Source organism: Actinoallomurus sp. NBC_01490 (genome assembly GCF_036227085.1).
Lineage (GTDB): Bacteria > Actinomycetota > Actinomycetes > Streptosporangiales > Streptosporangiaceae > Actinoallomurus > Actinoallomurus oryzae.
In genome coordinates this window covers 4,210,921-4,225,605 of the sequence record NZ_CP109433.1, presented here as the reverse complement: position 1 = coordinate 4,225,605, position 14,685 = coordinate 4,210,921, and the positions used below count along the sequence as shown (strand labels likewise).

Sequence of the window (14,685 nt, the reverse complement as noted above, 5' to 3'; positions counted from 1 at the left end):
AACAACGCGGACAAGGCGGCCCCGGGCGATGCGTCCCGTCTGTGCCACAGTGGAGCGAGCGACCGGTGAGCGACCAGTGAGCAAGAAGCCAGCGATTCTCCGCCAGGAAAGGAAGTCCGCGATGCGAGTGGCGCTGTGCCAGATCACGATCGGCGACGACCCGAAGGAGAACCTCGAACGCGCCCGCGAGGCCCTGGCCTCGGCGGCGGACGCGGACCTGGCGATCTTCCCGGAGGCGGCGCTGGTCCGCTTCGGCGGCGACCTGGCCTCGATGGCCGAGCCGCTCGACGGCCCGTGGGTGACGGGTCTGGCCGAGGCGGCGCGTGAGCACGGCACCGCGGTGATCGCGGGCGTGTTCGAGCCGGCGTCCCCGGGCCGGGTGTACAACACGGCGGTGGCCCTCGACGCCTCCGGCGCGCTCGTGGGCTCCTACCGCAAGATCCACCTGTTCGACGCCTTCCACGACCGCGAGTCGGAGTTCGTCGACGCCGGCGACGCGCCGGTGGTGGTCGAGCTGTGCGGCGCGCGGATCGGGCTGATCACCTGCTACGACGTGCGCTTCCCCGAGCTGGCGCGGGCGCTGGTGGACGCGGGCGCGGAGATGTTCGCGGTGATCGCGGCCTGGGCGCAGGGGCCGTTCAAGGAGGAGCACTGGGTGACGATGGTCCGCGCCCGCGCGATCGAGAACACCACGTGGGTGGCCGCCGTGGGCAAGGCCCCGGACCGTACCGCCCCGCCGCGGGGCCGTCCGGGCGGCGTGGGCCGCAGCATGCTGGTGGACCCGATGGGCGTCGTCCAGGCGGACCTGGGCCCGTCCCCGTCCGTACGGCTCGCCGAGATCGACCTGAGCGTCACCGACCAGGTACGGAAGGTGCTCCCGTCTCTGTCTCACCGGCGCCCCGACCTGCTGGGCTGAGGGAGGTCCGTGCCCGGCCGCCCGTCCGGCCGCCGACGGCGAAGACGACGGCGCCCACCACGAGCCAGCCGGCGGCGACGAGCTTGGCCAGGGTCGTCGCCGAGACCATGATCCAGACGGACACCGCGGCGCCGAGGACCGGGACCACCAGGTGCGGGATCCACCGGCGGCTGCCCCGGCGGATGACGTAGTAGCCGACCACCGAGACGTGCAGGAGGGTGAAGGCGGCCAGGGCGCCCATGTTGACGATCGACACGAGCACGTCCAGGCCGTCCGCGCGGCGGGCCGCCCACACCGACACGACGAGGCTGACCGCGGCCGTCGTCAGCAGGGCCGCGCGCGGCACCTGGGAGCGCTCGTCCACCGCCGCGAGCGCCTTCGGCAGGCCGCGGTCGCGGGCCATGCCGTACAGCAGGCGGGAGGCCGCCGCCACGGCCGCCATCGCGGTGAACGCCGGGCCGATGCCCTTGACCACCGCGAACGTCCGTTGCATCCACACGCCGACCGCCGTTCGCGTCATCGTGTAGAAGGCGGTGCCCTGCTCGGCCGGCGCCTGGGCGAGGTGGTGCGGGCTCACCGGCATGAGCAGCCCGGCGAGGTAGGTCTGCAGGACGAACAGCAGGCCGGCGACGCCCAGGCAGAACAGCACCGCCCGCCCGACCTGGCGCTCGTCGCCGGTGTTCTCCTCGGCGAACGAGGCGATCGCGTCGAAGCCGAGGAAGGACAGCACCGCGACCGACACGGCCCCCATCACCGCGGCCGTCGTGATGCCGCCGACCCCCAGGGCGGGCGAGGTCCACGGGCGGGCCGGGCCGTCCATGATCAGCACCACGACCGCCGCGACGACGAACACCGCCAGCAGCACGATCTCCACCAGGAGCACCACGAAGCCCACGCGTGCGGCCAGGCGCACGCCGAAGAGGTTGAGCAGCGTGGTCGAGACGAACGCGACCGCGGTGAACACCCACGCCGGCACCGAGGGCACCAGCGAGTGCAGCGCGATGCCGCAGAACAGGTAGCCGACCGCGGGGATCAGCAGGTAGTCCAGCATCGCCAGCCACCCGGCCGCGAACCCGGCGGGCCGCCCGATGCCGATGCCGGCGTAGGCGTACACCGACCCGGCGTGCGGCACCTGCCGCGACATCTGGGCGTACGACACCGCGGTGAACGCCATCGCGAGCGTCGCCACCAGGTAGACGAGGGCGACGGAGCCGTGGCTCTTGGCGTCGAGGACGCCGAAGACGCCCACCGGCGCGAGCGGCCCGATGAACAGCAGCCCGTAGACGATCAGGTCGCGCGACGACAGGCTCCGGCGGAGCGCCTGCGGCTCCATCCAACTCCCCCGATCAGAGACAAAAGCGCAGGTCAGGAATCTACCTGCTCCCTCCGAGTGTGGACGTCATCGGCGGAACCGGCCGCCTGGGGACGCCGATGCGCAGGGGACCGGCGAGGGCTGCGGGGCCGCTGAATCACACGTTCTGGGGTGGATGGGGCGGCGAAGACCGTACGGTGAGTCGCCATTCATCGGGAAGGAACGGTGTGAGCGAGATCGATGATCTGCGAGCCGCCTGGTCGAGTGCCGAGGCGGTCGCCTTCACGGGCGCCGGGTACCGGCCGGACATCGAGGACGTGTGGACCCTGGAGCTGACCGGGGACGGCGACTGGATCGGCGCGGTCTACCTGCCGAAGAACACCCGTGGCGGGTCGGTGAACCAGGCATATCCCGGGCCGGGCGTGGTGCATCGGCCGACCGAGGAACTGCTGGCCCGGCTGGAGGGCTACGAGCCGGGCACCGAGCCGCCGCCCAAAACGGTCGGGGGGTTGCTCATGCACCTGATACCGCCGCCGGACACCTTCCGGTACCAACGGATCACGGTGCGGACCGCCGAGGACATCCCGGCCGCGGTGGACCGCAGCCTCGAACTGGCCCGTGAGCACATGCTGCCCTGGCAGCGGCGGTACACCGACCCGGCCGTGCTGCGCGAGTACCTGGCCGGTAAGCCGTACCTGAAACACCTGCGGTACGGCAACCTCCGCCGCCTGGTCGTGTTCGAGCACCTGCGGGGCGACGACGCCGGGGCGCGCGCCGCGTTGGACGCCTACCGCGCGGAGTATCCCGGGAGCCGGGCGCCCGAGGTGCAGGCGCGTCACGAGGCGTTCGTCGCCGCGGCCGTCGCGTTGCTCGCCCGGTGAGCTCCGGCCCGCTCGCGCCGAGGCCCACGGCGGGTACCACCGCCCCGCCGGAGTCCGCGGGTCAGGAGTCCATCTGGTCCAGCCAGGCGAGGACGTCGCCGGTGTGCTGGCCCAGCCGCGGCGGCGCGGTGTGCTCGCGCGGCGGCACCCCCTCGAAGCGCAGCGACGGGCCGGGCAGCTCGATGCGGCCGAGCTCCGGATGCTCAACGTCGATGACCAGCCCCTGCGACCGGGTCTGGTCCCACTCGTAGACCTCGTCGATGGAGCGGATCGCCCCGGCGGGCACGCCCGCCTCGGCGAGCCGGGCCAGCCAGTGCTCCCGCGTGCCGGTCGACAGGGCCTTCTCGATCAACGCGCCCAGCTCGCCGCGGTTGCGGGACCGGTCGGCCCCGGTCGCGAAGCGCGGATCGTCGGCGTCGATCCCCACGACCGGCGCGAACCTCTTCCAGAGCCCCTGGTTGGCGACGCCGACCTGGATCAGGCCGTCGGCGCACCGGTAGCTGCCGTACGGGGCGATCGAGGGGTGGTCGTTGCCGATCGCCCGCGGCACCTCGCCCGCGACCGTCCATCGGGTGGCCTGGTAGGCGTGCGCGCCGACGACGGAGGCCAGCAGGGAGGTGCGGACCACCCGGCCGCGCCCGGTGCGGGTCCGTTCGTACAGCGCGGCCACGATGCCGTACGCGCCGTTCACCCCGGCGAGGATGTCGCAGATCGACAGGCCCATCTTGGTGGGCTGGTCGGGCGCCGGGCCGGTGACGCTCATGATGCCGGCCTCGCCCTGCACGATCGCGTCATAGCCGGGCCGCCCGCCCTCGGGGCCGTCGTGCCCGAACCCGGAGATCGACAGGATGACCAGGGCCGGATTGATCTCGTGCATCCGCTCGAAGGAGAACCCGAGCCGGTCCAGGACGCCGGTGCGGAAGTTCTCGGCGAGGACGTCGGCGTGCCGGATCAGCCGGGTGAGCGTCTCCTTGCCCTCCTCGGACTTCAGGTCGAGGGTGATCGACTCCTTGTTCCGGTTGCAGGACAGGAAGTACGTGCTGACGCCGGGGTCCACGCCCTCCCGGCCCGGCGCGGTGGCGAACGGCGGCCCCCACTGCCGCGTCTCGTCGCCGGTGTCCGGCTGCTCGACCTTGATCACACGCGCGCCGAGGTCGGCGAGCATCATCGTCGCGTGCGGCCCGGACAGGACGCGGGTGAGGTCGAGCACCACGATGCCGTCGAGTGGACCGTTCATCGGCGGGTTCCTCCAGGGTCACGGGATCAGGGGCGAGCATCTGAGGGCAGTATCGCCCCTGCCCGCCGTACGGTCCCGTGACCTGTGTCACCTTGACGGCGCGGACCCGCCCCGCTGAGGGGACGGGTCCGCGCCCGGTTCAGCAGGCGTCGAGGAGGTCTCCCAGGGCGGCCTTCTCGTCGCTGGTCACGAACAGCTTGAACTTGTACTTGACGCTCACGTACTCCTCGCCGTACGTGCACCAGTACGCCGTGTTCGGCGGCTTCCACTCGCTGGGGTCCTTGTCGCCCTTGGAGCTGTTGCTGGAGCTGGAGGCGATGATCAGCTGCGCGTCGGTCAGGTCGTTGCCGAACGCCTTGCGCTGCGCGGCGGTCCACTGGTCGGCGCCGGTCCGCCACGCGTCGGCGAGCGGTACGACGTGGTCGATCGTCGCCTGCGCGACCACGGTGACCGTCGTGTCGTCGTAGGCGCTGTACCAGGAGCCGGAGGTCGGCTGGCAGCCGTCACTGCCCTCGACGACGTCGTCGCCGTCGCGGGCGAGGACGTCCTGGCGGGTGGTGCAGCCGTCGGGCTGGTCGGCCCAGACGTCGAAGGCGTCGCGGCTGTAGCCGTCCATGCTGTGCGGGGTCCCGACGGTGAGCGCGGCGAGCTCGGTCCGCGCGGTCGACTCCGACGGGGGCGGTGGCGGGTCGGCCAGCGCCTGGGTGGAAGGTCCGATGAGGCTCGCGATCCCGATCAGGGTCGCCACGAGCGTAACGGCACGTCGTCGCACTGCTGGGGTCCTCTCATCCGTGGATCCCGCTCCCCGCATGAGACTCGCGCCCAGAGTCAACCAAATGGTTACTAGACGGTAAATACACCTGTATTGACCGGATCCGGACAAATACCCCGTCCACCATTTCCGCTTCGCGCGTCGCACCGGCGCGGGGGCGGGGGTGGCCGGAGGCGGCGGTTCCGGCAGGATGGGCGGAATGCCCGCATCCGTTCCCCCGGTCGACGCCGCGCTCGTGTCCCGGCTCCGTGCCCTGGAACCGTCGTGCGGGCCCGTGCGGATCGTCGCGGTGGACGGGCCGAGCGCGGCGGGCAAGACCACGTTCAGCGCGGCTCTGGCGGCCGCCCTGGGCGGCGCGCCGGTCGTGCACTCCGACGACTTCCCGGTGCCCTGGGACGGCGAGCCGCTCGCCTGGTGGCCGCCGCTCACCGCGCACGTCCTCGCGCCCCTGCGCGCCGGCCGGCCCGGGCGTTTCCGCCGCTACGACTGGCGGCGCGGCGCGTACGCCGAGGAGGTCACGGTCCCGGTCGCGTCCGTGCTGGTCATCGAGGGCGTCGGCTCCGCGCGTCAGGAGTCGCCGGCGGCGTTCCGCATCTGGGTGGAGGCGCCGCGTGCGGTACGGAGGCGGCGCGCGGCCGGACGCGGCGACGACCTGGCCGCCTGGGATCACTGGGCCGAGACCGAGGCGAAACTGTTCACCGCGGACCGGACACGCGAGCGGGCCGACCTGATCATCGACGGCAATTTTTCGTAGTGCGTCTGACCTATCCCGTAATAATGGCCGACATGGGGAAAGCGTGGCGATGGGTAATGCGCTCGGAAACGACCCTGGGGCTGTTCCTGCTCGTCGTCGCGCTCGCGGGCGCCGGCCTCGTGATCAACTGGATGTCGTCGGCCGAGCACGGCTGCGCGCCGCACGACACGGCCGCCATCTGCGACGACGGCGTCAAGGACGTCATCGTGCCGATCTCCGTCTTCGGCACGCTCGCCTTCTGCGCGGTGTCCGTCATCGGCGTCAAGTGGTCCTCGCTCGCGTGGATGCGCCGATGGACGCTCATCGGGCTGGCCGGCGAACTGGTCTGCCTGGCGGCCGGCGCCGTCCTCGCCGCGACCGGCTCCTGAGCGCCCGCCCGGAGCCCTCGCCGTCGCCCACCGGGGCCGGTCGTCGCGAACCGCCCCCGACCTCCGCGGGTCTCCGGCGGGCGGCCCCTCAGGACGCCGGGTCGTCCACGTCCGCGTGCGTACGCCCGCCGGCCAGTGTCGCGTAGCCGGGGCCGCGGTCGAAGAAGGCGACCGGGCCGCGTGCGGCGCGCAGACGCTCCCGCAGCGCGGCCGTCGCCGCCTGATCCACGGACGGCTCCTCCGGCGTCCCGGCGAGCACGACCCCGTAGTCGTCGCGGGCGCCCTCGGCCGAGACCTTGCCGTCCCGTACGTCGGCGGCCACCTTCTCCGGTGGCCGGTTCAGCGGGTCGCCCCACCCGCCGCCGCCCGTCGTACGGATCCGGACCACCTCCCCCGCCCGTACGGGATGGTCGTCGACGAGTCCGTCCATCGGCACCCCCGCCACCTCCGCGCGGAACGGCCGCCCCGCGCGACCGCCGTTCACGCCCCAGCAGGACAGGATCGAGCGGTCGGCGATCGACATGTAGTGCGCGTCGCGCAGCATCCGGATGTGCTTGTCGTAGCCGAGGCCGCCGCGGTACTCCCCCGGCCCGCCGGAGTCGACGGCCAGGCCGAGGCGCTCGACGCGGAACGGCCAGCGCGCCTCGGCGAACTCCACCGGGATGTTGCGCGAGTCGGGCACCACGTGGATCGTGTCCTCGCCGTCGGCGTAGTAGCGCCCGCCCGAGCCGCCGCCGAGCACCTCGCGCATCAGGTACGGCTCGGGGTCCTCGCCGTACACGCCGGTGTAGCGGATGGTCTCCTGGTCGGCCGGCATCCGGCCGCCGGTCGCCTTGGCCAGCACGCCCGCGAGGACGCCGAGCAGCCGCAGGATCACGAACGTGCGGGCGTTCGTCGGCGCGGGGAAGATCGGGGTGAGCAGGGTGCCCTTCTCGGGAAAGCGCATCTCGATGAGCGGCACGACGCCCTCGTTGACGTCCAGTTCGGCCATCCGCTCCGGGGAGTCGGCGAGGTTGCGCAGCACGGGCGCCAGCCACTTCTTCAGGAACACCCCGTCGGCGTAGTCGCCCGCGTGGTTGATCGGCCCCTTGGCCTGCGGCGACGTGCCGGTGAAGTCGATGATGAGCTTCTCGGGTGTCTTGGTGAGCGTGATCCGCTGGGCGTGCAGCCGGGGCGGGTCGACCCCGTCGTGCTCGGCGTAGTCCTCCCAGACGTACGTACCGTCGGGGATCTTGGACAGGATCTCCCGCCGGAACGTCTCGGTGGTGTTGTCGATGATCGCGTCGAAGCAGTCCTCGACCGCCGCGCGCCCGTACCGGGCGAACAGCTCGCCCAGCCGCCGCGCGCCCATGAGGCACGCCGAGCACTCCGCGTCCAGGTCACCGGCGAGTGAGTCGGGCATCCGGGAGTTGCGGGTCATGATGCGCAGCGCCGCGTCGTTCGGCACGCCCTGGTCCCACAGCTTGATCGGCGGGACCATGAGGCCCTCCTCGAACGCCGACCGCGCGTGCGAGGGCATCGAGCCCGGCACCGCGCCCCCGATGTCGTCGTGATGCCCGAACGCCTGCACGAACGCCACCACGTGATCGCCGAGAAACACCGGCACGGTGACACAGAGGTCGGGCAGGTGGCCGATGCCGCCCTCGGACAGGTAGACGTCGTTGTGGAAGAAGACGTCCCCCGGCCGCATCGTCTCGATCGGGAAGTCGCGTACGACGGGCTGCACGAGGGCGGAGTACGAACGCCCGGTCAGCTTGCGCATCCGCCGGTCGTGGATGCCGGCGCGGAAGTCGTGCGCGTCCCGGATCATCGGCGAGCGCGCCGTACGGGCGATCGCCGTCTCGACCTCCTTCTCGACCGAGGCGAGCGTGCCCTCCACGATCTCCACCAGCACCGGATCGGCTCTGCCCATCGTCACTCACCCTCCTCACTCGCTACGCGGGCGGCCTCGTGCCTCGGCCACCCACTCCGCTCGCTCGTCGGGGTTCGCTCCCATCGCGTCACCACCAGGTTGCCGTGCTCGTCCACGCGGGCGGAGAAGCCCGGGTGCAGCGGCAGTGTGGAGCCGAACTCCTCGATCACCGCCGGGCCGGTGAGGACGTCACCGGGTTCGAGGCGTTCGCGGGCGTACACGGGCACGTCGGCCCAGTCGTCGAAGAAGACCCGGCGCGCTCCCGTACGGGCCCGTGACGGGTCGCCGTCGCCCGGCGGCCGTACGGGCGGCTCCGGCCGTTCGATCGGCCCGACGCCGGCCACGCGCAGGTTGACCCACTCGACCGGGTCGCCGCGGTGGCAGTAGCCGTACAGGCGTTCGTGCTCGTCGTGGAAGCGCGCGGCCACCTCCGCGACGTCGGCGCGGCCGACCGGGACGCGCACCTCGAACGCCTGCCCGTGGTAGCGCAGGTCGGCCGAGCGTACGTAGCGGTGCTCGGCGAACCCCTGCCGGTCGAGCGCGGCGCCGGCCTCGGCCTCCAGCTCGGCGTACAGCTCCTCCAGCTCTTCCGGCCCGGGGTCGCGGGTGACGCGCGTCCGCACGTACTCGCTGCGCACGTCCACGGTGAGCAGGCCGAACGCCGACAGGTTGCCCGGGTCGCGCGGCACGATCGCCGACGGCAGCCCGAGGACGTCGATGAGGCGGCACACGAGCAGCGGCCCGGAACCGCCGAAGGCGACCATGGGGAAGTCGCGCACGTCGAGGCCGCGCTTGACGGTGATCCGGCGGATGGCGTTGGCCTGGTTCCAGGCGCTGATCTCCAGGATGCCGGTGGCGCACGCCTCGGTCTTGATGCCCAGGTCCGCGGCGAGGGCGGCCAGCCCGTCGCTCGCGGCGGGCACGTCCAGCGGGATCTCGCCGCCGAGCAGGTGCGGCGGGATGCGCCCGAGGTGGACGTGGGCATCGGTGACGGTCACCTCCGCCGCGCCCCGGCCGTAGCAGAGCGGCCCGGGATCGGCGCCGGCCGAGCGCGGCCCGACCTTGAGTGTGCCCTCGGGGGAGATCCAGGCGATCGAGCCGCCGCCGGCGCCGACCGTGACGATGTCGATCATCGGGATCTTGGACGGGTAGTCGCCGACCGTGCCCTCGGTGGTGAGCGTCGGCTCGCCGTCGAGCACGACGGCGACGTCGGTGGAGGTGCCCCCGCCGTCGAGCGTGATCACGTTCGCGTGCTCGGCGGCCGTCCGCGCGACGTACGCGGCGCCGAGCGCGCCGGCGGCCGGCCCCGACAGCACGGTCGTGATCGGCCGGTCCACCACCTCGCTCGCCGACAGCACTCCGCCGTTGCTCGTCATGACGTACAGGGGCACGTCGCCGAGGCGCTCGGAGATCCGCGCGACGTAGCGGCCGATGGCGGGCTTGACGGCGGCGTCGACCAGGGTGGTGACCGACCGCTCGTACTCCCGGTACTCCCGCAGCACCTCGTGCGACAGCGACACCACCGCGTCCGGGTGCTCGCGGCGCAGCACCTCGCGCATGGCCAGCTCGTGCGCGGGGTCGGCGTAGGAGTGCAGGAAGCACACCCCGATCGCGGCCACGCCCTGGTCGCGGAACCAGCGTGCGGCGCGCACCGCCGACGCCTCGTCGAAGGGCCGCACCTCCGCGCCGGTGTGGTCGAGCCGCCCGCCGACCGTCTTCACCCGGTGCGCCGGGACGATCCGCGGCGGCTTGACCCAGAAGTAGGAGTTGCCGTAGCCGTCCGGGACGCTCTGGCGGGCGATCTCCAGCAGGAACTCGAAACCCTCGGTGGTGATGAAGCCGAGGTCGCCGACACGGCCCTCGAGGAGCCGGTTGGTGGCCACGGTCGTGCCGTGGCACACGGCGGCGATGTCGGCGGCGTCCAGCCGGCCGATGCCCGCCATGAACCCCTCGGCCGGGTCACCCGGCGTCGACGGCGTCTTGGTGGTGACGATCGCGCCGCCGTCCTCGTCCACGGCGACCACGTCCGTGAACGTCCCACCGGTGTCAATGCCGATCCGGATCGCCATGAGTCACTGTCTACCCGGGCGATACGGACGGAGGAACCGTCGACTCCTGCCAACGAGCGGTCCGTTTTTCGGTATTCGGACGCCCGGCCCGCCGGCTCACGCCTGGGCGGCCACCTCGCGGAGGGCGTTCTCGAAGAACTCCGCGGACTGCGCGCCCGAGACCGCCCACTTTCCCTCGAACACGTAGAACGGGACGCCGCTCACGCCCATGGCCCGCGCGCGCTCGACCTGGCCGGACACCTCCGCCTCGCCGTCGCCGGCCGCGAGCCGCTCCGCGACGCCGTCGAGCCCCGCCTCGGCGGCCAGGACGGCGAGGGTGCCGTGGTCGTTCAGGTCGCGGCCCTCGGCGTGGTAGGCGCGGAACAGCCGGTCGACGACGGCGTCCTGGACGCCCGTCTCCCCCGCCAGCGCGATGACCCGGTGCGCGTCGCGCGTGTTCGCGCTGATCGCCTTCTCCGGCGCGTACGGCAGCTCCTCGGCCGCCAGCAGGCCGCGCATCCGCTCGTGCATCTCGGCGACCCTGGCCGGGCCGCCGAAGCGGTCGGCCATGAGTTCGCTGGTCAGCCCGCCGCCGGTCGCCTCCGGGTCGAGCTGGAACGGACGCCAGGTCACGGCCGCGTCGCCGCCGAACGCCGCGACGGCCGTACGGAAGCGGGCCCGGCCCAGGTAGCACCACGGGCACACGACGTCGGAGAAGATCTCGATGTTCACGTCCGGCCCAACCCGGGCCGCCGCGCCCGCATTCCCCGGCCGCGCCACGGCATCGCTACGCTGGGCGGTTCGTACATCGTCGAACACCGAAAGATTCTCATGGCACTCGAGCGACCCGAGATCGACTTTCCCGAGGGCGAGCCGCCCGCCGACCTCCAGATCACCGACATCACGGTCGGTGACGGCCCCGAGGCGCGGCCCGGCTCCACCGTCACCGTCCACTACGTAGGCGTCTCCCACTCGACCGGCGAGGAGTTCGACGCCTCGTGGAACCGCGGCGCGCCCTTCGACTTCCCGCTCGGCGCCGGACGGGTCATCCAGGGCTGGGACCAGGGTGTGGCCGGCATGAAGGTCGGTGGACGCCGCAAGCTGGTGATCCCGCCGCACCTGGGCTACGGCAACCGCGGCGCCGGCGGCGGCGCCATCAAGCCCGGCGAGACGCTGATCTTCGTGGTGGACCTCCTGGGCGTGAGCTGAGGCCTGCTCCATGAACGACCGCCCGGGATCCTCAGCGATGGGTTCCGGGCGGTCGTTCAGTACGCCACCGAGACGTGGTGGCGGATCGAGTCGTCGTCGCCGATCACGCCGAGCATGCAGGCGGCCAGGTCGGCGCGGGAGATCGAGCGGCCACCGCGCAGGTTGATGTCGGTCGCGGTGCGGTAGCGCCCCGTCGCCTCCTTGTCGAGCAGCCGCGGCGGCCGTACGAGGGTCCAGTCCAGGCCTGAGTCCCGCACCTCGCGCTCGCAGTGGCGCATGTCCTCGAAGGCGTCCTTGAGCAGCCGGTTCAGGATCAGCGGCTTGACCACATAGCGCGTGAGGAGGCCGTCCCCCGTGTCGGTGAACGCACCCGCGGCACTGCACACGACCAGGCGGCGGACGCCCGCCTTGCCCATCGCCTCGATGATGGCGCGGGCGCCGTCGCGGCAGATCGTCGCCGGCCCTCGGCCCCGCGGTCCGAGCGCCGAAAGGACCGCGTCGGCGCCCTCCACGGCCGGCTGGACGGCGGCGGCGTCGGTGACGTCCGCGGTGACCACCCGCAGCCGCTCGTGGGCGGGCGCGCCGAGCCGCGCCGGGTCCCGTACGACCGCGGTCACGTCGTGTCCCTCCTCCAGCGCCTGCCTGACCAGCTGGATGCCGGTGCCACCTGTCGCACCGAAGATCGTCAGCCTCATCGGGGCCTCGCCTTCCGTCGTGACGTCGTTTCGTCGTTCTCGCGTCGCCGCGGTGTCGCGGCGTTCGTGGTTAGTGAGCACTCACCCACTAGGGTAGCGAGTGAGTACTTACTAACCCAAGGAGCCCTGATGGAGACGCGCGACCGCATCCTCGATGCCGCCGCCGAACTCATGCGGACGCGCGGCATCACCCGCACGACCACCAAGGAGATCGCCAAGGCCGCCGGCTTCTCGGAGGCGACGCTCTACAAGCACTTCCGCGACAAGGAGGAGCTCCTCCTGCGCGTCCTGCGCGAGCGCGTTCCGGGCTTCGCCCGGGTCGAGATCACGGCCGGGCGCGACCGGGTCGAGGACAACATCTTCCGGCTGGTCCGCGGGGCGCTGGACTTCTACCGCGAGACGTTCCCGATGCTCGGCTCGCTGCTGTCCGAACCGGGGTTGATGGCGGCGCACCACGCGTCGATCAGCCGGCACGGCGGCGGGCCCTCGCGCGCGGTCGAGCGCGTCGCCGCCTACCTCCACGCCGAGCGGGCCCTGGGCCGCGTCCCCGAGCACGCCGACCCGGACACGGTGGCCGCGCTGCTGACCGGCGCCTGCTTCCAGCAGGCCTTCTTCGCCTACTTCGCCGGGGGCCCGGACGCCGCCCCGGTGCCGGACGAGGTGGCCACCGCCCTGGCCCGCACGCTCACCGCCGCCCTCGGCACCACCACCTGAGGTCTCAGCGCCGCCCGGAGCGGTGGGCAAGCACCCGGCCCAGGCCGAACCCGCTCAGCGCCGCTGGGAGCGGCGGGCAAGGGCCCAGCCCAGCGCGACCCCGGCCAGCGCGACGAGGCCACCGGTGCCGAACGCCGTCGCCATCGCCCACGCGTCCGACGGGCCGTGACCGCCCGCGCACGCGGCGGCGGGCGCCGCGACCGGTGTGACGGCCGAGGCCGGGGCGGGGACGGCCGGAACCGCGGGGGCCTCCGCGGCCGGGGCGGGCCGGGCGATGGCGGTCTCCACCGCGGAGAAGAACTCCCCCGCCGTCCGCCTGCCCACGCTCGCCAGCATGCGCTGGCCGACGCCGCCGATCATGCCGCCCACCGTCGCGTCCGCGTCGTAGTCCACCCGGGTGCCGCCGTCCGCCTCGGACAGGCGCACCCGTACGGTCGCGTCGATCGTGCCGGGCGCGCCCTGGCCTCGGGCGCGGAGGGTGAACGCGTGCGGCGGCTCGGGGTCGGACAGGGCGACCTGGCCGGCGTAGGTGCCCTTGATCGACGCGACCCCGGCCCGGATCGTCATCGCGTACGTGTCGGGCCCCACCTCGTCGAGGCGTTCACACCCCGGGATCGTCCGGGCCAGCACGGCGGGATCGCGCAGCGCCCGCCACACCTCGGGCACGGGCGCGGCGACGCTGACGCTGCCGTTGACCTTCATCGGCGACCTCCTGTGTGAGCCGACACTAGAAAACCCCGGGCACCGGGCGAAGGGCAACAACTGCCGAGCGACCGCCGCGCCCTTTGACAACCCGCGTCCGCGGCCGGTGCGCGATGCGGCGAAATGCCGATGCGGCCACTCCTCTCGTGAGATAAAGCGAGACAAGTGGGGATCAGACGCCACAGGGAGGAATTCCAATGGCGCTTCGGCCACCGGCCCGTACCGTGACCGCGACCGCCTGCACGCTGCTCGCCGCCGGCGGCCTCACGGCCTGCCACGACACCCGGGCCCCGCGGTCCGGGCGGTCACCGGCCACCTCCGCGTCCGGCGGCGACACCCGCCACCGCCGGTCCAGGTCCGCCCGGCCCCCGGCGCGGACGACGACCGGGCCGACGGCCACCCGGACGGCGAATCCATCGTCCCGCACACTGCCCGACGACGGGCCGCTCCCGCCGGTGATCAGCCGTATCCCCGTGCGCGGACGGGTCGTGTTCATCACCATCGACGACGGATGGGAGAAGGATCCGGCGTTCGTCCGGCTGGTCCGTGACCGGCGGATCCCGCTGACGCTCTTCCTCACCAACGCGGCCATCAAGGACGACTACGGCTACTTCGCCGGGCTGCGGCGCGCGGGCGCGCTCATCGAGGACCACACGATGACTCACCCGTACCTGCCCAAGCTGTCGTACGCGCGGCAGCGGGAGCAGATCTGCGCGCCGGCCGACATCTACACCCGGCGGTACGGCACGCGGCCGACGCTGCTGCGCGCCCCGTACGGCGCGACCTCCCACGCCACGCTGCGAGCCGCGCGCGACTGCGGCATGAAGGCCGTCTTCTTCTGGCGCGAGGTGGTCACGAACGGCCGGATCGCCTACCAGTCGGGCCACCGGCTGCGCCCCGGGGACATCCTGCTCGTGCACTTCAACCCGCACATGACGGCGGACTTCGAGCGGCTGCTGCGCACCATCGGCGAGCAGGGCTTCCGGCCGGCCGCGATCAGGAGGTACCTGCCCGCGCGCTACTTCCGTTCCTGAGGACCCGCCGCGGCTGCCGACCGGCGGGGAAAGGCGGGGAAAGGCGGGAAAGGCATCGCAAAGGCCGATCGATGTTTGCCGTCGGACGCGCCGCCGCACGCCGCGTGACGGGCCACGTGCGTGTACTCCTG

Annotated in this window: 15 protein-coding genes; 7 read left to right on the top strand and 8 right to left on the bottom strand. The window is 72.8% G+C overall.

Annotated elements, in window-relative coordinates; translation table 11 throughout:
• Positions 1-121: 121 nt before the first annotated feature.
• Entirely contained in the window at positions 122-916 is a 795-nt protein-coding gene (locus OG417_RS20265; protein ID WP_329258221.1) for a carbon-nitrogen hydrolase family protein, read from the top strand.
• Here OG417_RS20265 and OG417_RS20260 read toward each other — a convergent pair.
• The gene (locus OG417_RS20260; RefSeq protein WP_329258218.1) at positions 852-2,249 is read right to left on the bottom strand and encodes an APC family permease; all 1,398 of its coding nucleotides are present in this window, start codon (positions 2,247-2,249) and stop codon (positions 852-854) included. The genes OG417_RS20265 and OG417_RS20260 overlap by 65 nt on opposite strands.
• Positions 2,250-2,455: 206 nt before the next feature.
• On the opposite strand from OG417_RS20260, the gene OG417_RS20255 reads away from it, so the two are divergent.
• The gene (locus OG417_RS20255; RefSeq protein ID WP_329258215.1) at positions 2,456-3,109 is read left to right on the top strand and encodes a hypothetical protein; all 654 of its coding nucleotides are present in this window, start codon (positions 2,456-2,458) and stop codon (positions 3,107-3,109) included.
• 61 nt (positions 3,110-3,170) lie between these two features.
• Here the strand turns inward: OG417_RS20255 and OG417_RS20250 are convergent, their stop codons facing one another.
• Positions 3,171-4,346, bottom strand: a complete 1,176-nt coding sequence (locus OG417_RS20250) for a CaiB/BaiF CoA transferase family protein (protein ID WP_329258212.1) — start codon at positions 4,344-4,346, stop codon at positions 3,171-3,173.
• Between the two features lie 139 nt (positions 4,347-4,485).
• Positions 4,486-5,094, bottom strand: coding sequence for a GmrSD restriction endonuclease domain-containing protein (locus tag OG417_RS20245; RefSeq protein WP_329258208.1), 609 nt, complete (start codon positions 5,092-5,094; stop codon positions 4,486-4,488).
• Positions 5,095-5,317: 223 nt separating this feature from the next.
• Between OG417_RS20245 and OG417_RS20240 the strand changes: the two genes are divergently transcribed.
• The gene (locus OG417_RS20240; RefSeq protein ID WP_329258205.1) at positions 5,318-5,872 is read left to right on the top strand and encodes a uridine kinase family protein; all 555 of its coding nucleotides are present in this window, start codon (positions 5,318-5,320) and stop codon (positions 5,870-5,872) included.
• 56 nt (positions 5,873-5,928) lie between these two features.
• Positions 5,929-6,240, top strand: a complete 312-nt coding sequence (locus OG417_RS20235; protein WP_329258202.1) for a hypothetical protein — start codon at positions 5,929-5,931, stop codon at positions 6,238-6,240.
• A gap of 88 nt (positions 6,241-6,328) precedes the next feature.
• Here the strand turns inward: OG417_RS20235 and OG417_RS20230 are convergent, their stop codons facing one another.
• The 3 genes from OG417_RS20230 to OG417_RS20220 form a co-directional block, all read right to left on the bottom strand.
• Positions 6,329-8,152, bottom strand: coding sequence for a hydantoinase B/oxoprolinase family protein (locus tag OG417_RS20230; protein ID WP_329262411.1), 1,824 nt, complete (start codon positions 8,150-8,152; stop codon positions 6,329-6,331).
• 2 nt (positions 8,153-8,154) lie between these two features.
• Positions 8,155-10,221 (bottom strand): hydantoinase/oxoprolinase family protein, encoded by a 2,067-nt coding sequence (locus OG417_RS20225; RefSeq protein ID WP_329258200.1) that lies wholly within the window; start codon positions 10,219-10,221, stop codon positions 8,155-8,157.
• Positions 10,222-10,317: 96 nt separating this feature from the next.
• On the bottom strand, positions 10,318-10,932 hold the full coding sequence (locus OG417_RS20220; RefSeq protein ID WP_329258198.1) for a DsbA family oxidoreductase: 615 nt from the start codon (positions 10,930-10,932) through the stop codon (positions 10,318-10,320).
• Positions 10,933-11,031: 99 nt separating this feature from the next.
• Between OG417_RS20220 and OG417_RS20215 the strand changes: the two genes are divergently transcribed.
• A complete protein-coding gene (locus tag OG417_RS20215) occupies positions 11,032-11,409 on the top strand; it encodes an FKBP-type peptidyl-prolyl cis-trans isomerase (protein WP_329258193.1) in 378 nt (125 codons plus the stop codon).
• Between the two features lie 56 nt (positions 11,410-11,465).
• On the opposite strand, the gene OG417_RS20210 is transcribed toward OG417_RS20215, so the two are convergent.
• Positions 11,466-12,104: an NAD(P)-dependent oxidoreductase gene (locus OG417_RS20210; protein ID WP_329258190.1), complete on the bottom strand. Its 639-nt coding sequence runs from the start codon at positions 12,102-12,104 to the stop codon at positions 11,466-11,468.
• A 129-nt stretch (positions 12,105-12,233) separates the two neighbouring features.
• On the opposite strand from OG417_RS20210, the gene OG417_RS20205 reads away from it, so the two are divergent.
• On the top strand, positions 12,234-12,818 hold the full coding sequence (locus tag OG417_RS20205; protein ID WP_329258188.1) for a TetR/AcrR family transcriptional regulator: 585 nt from the start codon (positions 12,234-12,236) through the stop codon (positions 12,816-12,818).
• 54 nt (positions 12,819-12,872) lie between these two features.
• Here OG417_RS20205 and OG417_RS20200 read toward each other — a convergent pair whose 3' ends face one another.
• Positions 12,873-13,520 (bottom strand): SRPBCC family protein, encoded by a 648-nt coding sequence (locus OG417_RS20200; RefSeq protein WP_329258185.1) that lies wholly within the window; start codon positions 13,518-13,520, stop codon positions 12,873-12,875.
• A 197-nt stretch (positions 13,521-13,717) separates the two neighbouring features.
• Here OG417_RS20200 and OG417_RS20195 point away from each other — a divergent pair, with 197 nt between their 5' ends.
• Positions 13,718-14,554, top strand: coding sequence for a polysaccharide deacetylase family protein (locus OG417_RS20195; RefSeq protein ID WP_329258182.1), 837 nt, complete (start codon positions 13,718-13,720; stop codon positions 14,552-14,554).
• The last annotated feature ends 131 nt before the right edge of the window (positions 14,555-14,685 follow it).

Coding starts and splice junctions, on each gene's coding strand:
- OG417_RS20265 (WP_329258221.1), top strand. CDS start 122: ATGCGAGTGGCGCTGTGCCAGATCACGATCGGCGACGACCCGAAGGAG.
- OG417_RS20260 (WP_329258218.1), bottom strand. CDS start 2,249: ATGGAGCCGCAGGCGCTCCGCCGGAGCCTGTCGTCGCGCGACCTGATC.
- OG417_RS20240 (WP_329258205.1), top strand. CDS start 5,318: ATGCCCGCATCCGTTCCCCCGGTCGACGCCGCGCTCGTGTCCCGGCTC.
- OG417_RS20225 (WP_329258200.1), bottom strand. CDS start 10,221: ATGGCGATCCGGATCGGCATTGACACCGGTGGGACGTTCACGGACGTG.
- OG417_RS20250 (WP_329258212.1), bottom strand. CDS start 4,346: ATGAACGGTCCACTCGACGGCATCGTGGTGCTCGACCTCACCCGCGTC.
- OG417_RS20210 (WP_329258190.1), bottom strand. CDS start 12,104: ATGAGGCTGACGATCTTCGGTGCGACAGGTGGCACCGGCATCCAGCTG.
- OG417_RS20195 (WP_329258182.1), top strand. CDS start 13,718: ATGGCGCTTCGGCCACCGGCCCGTACCGTGACCGCGACCGCCTGCACG.
- OG417_RS20205 (WP_329258188.1), top strand. CDS start 12,234: ATGGAGACGCGCGACCGCATCCTCGATGCCGCCGCCGAACTCATGCGG.
- OG417_RS20215 (WP_329258193.1), top strand. CDS start 11,032: ATGGCACTCGAGCGACCCGAGATCGACTTTCCCGAGGGCGAGCCGCCC.
- OG417_RS20235 (WP_329258202.1), top strand. CDS start 5,929: ATGCGCTCGGAAACGACCCTGGGGCTGTTCCTGCTCGTCGTCGCGCTC.
- OG417_RS20200 (WP_329258185.1), bottom strand. CDS start 13,520: ATGAAGGTCAACGGCAGCGTCAGCGTCGCCGCGCCCGTGCCCGAGGTG.
- OG417_RS20230 (WP_329262411.1), bottom strand. CDS start 8,152: ATGGGCAGAGCCGATCCGGTGCTGGTGGAGATCGTGGAGGGCACGCTC.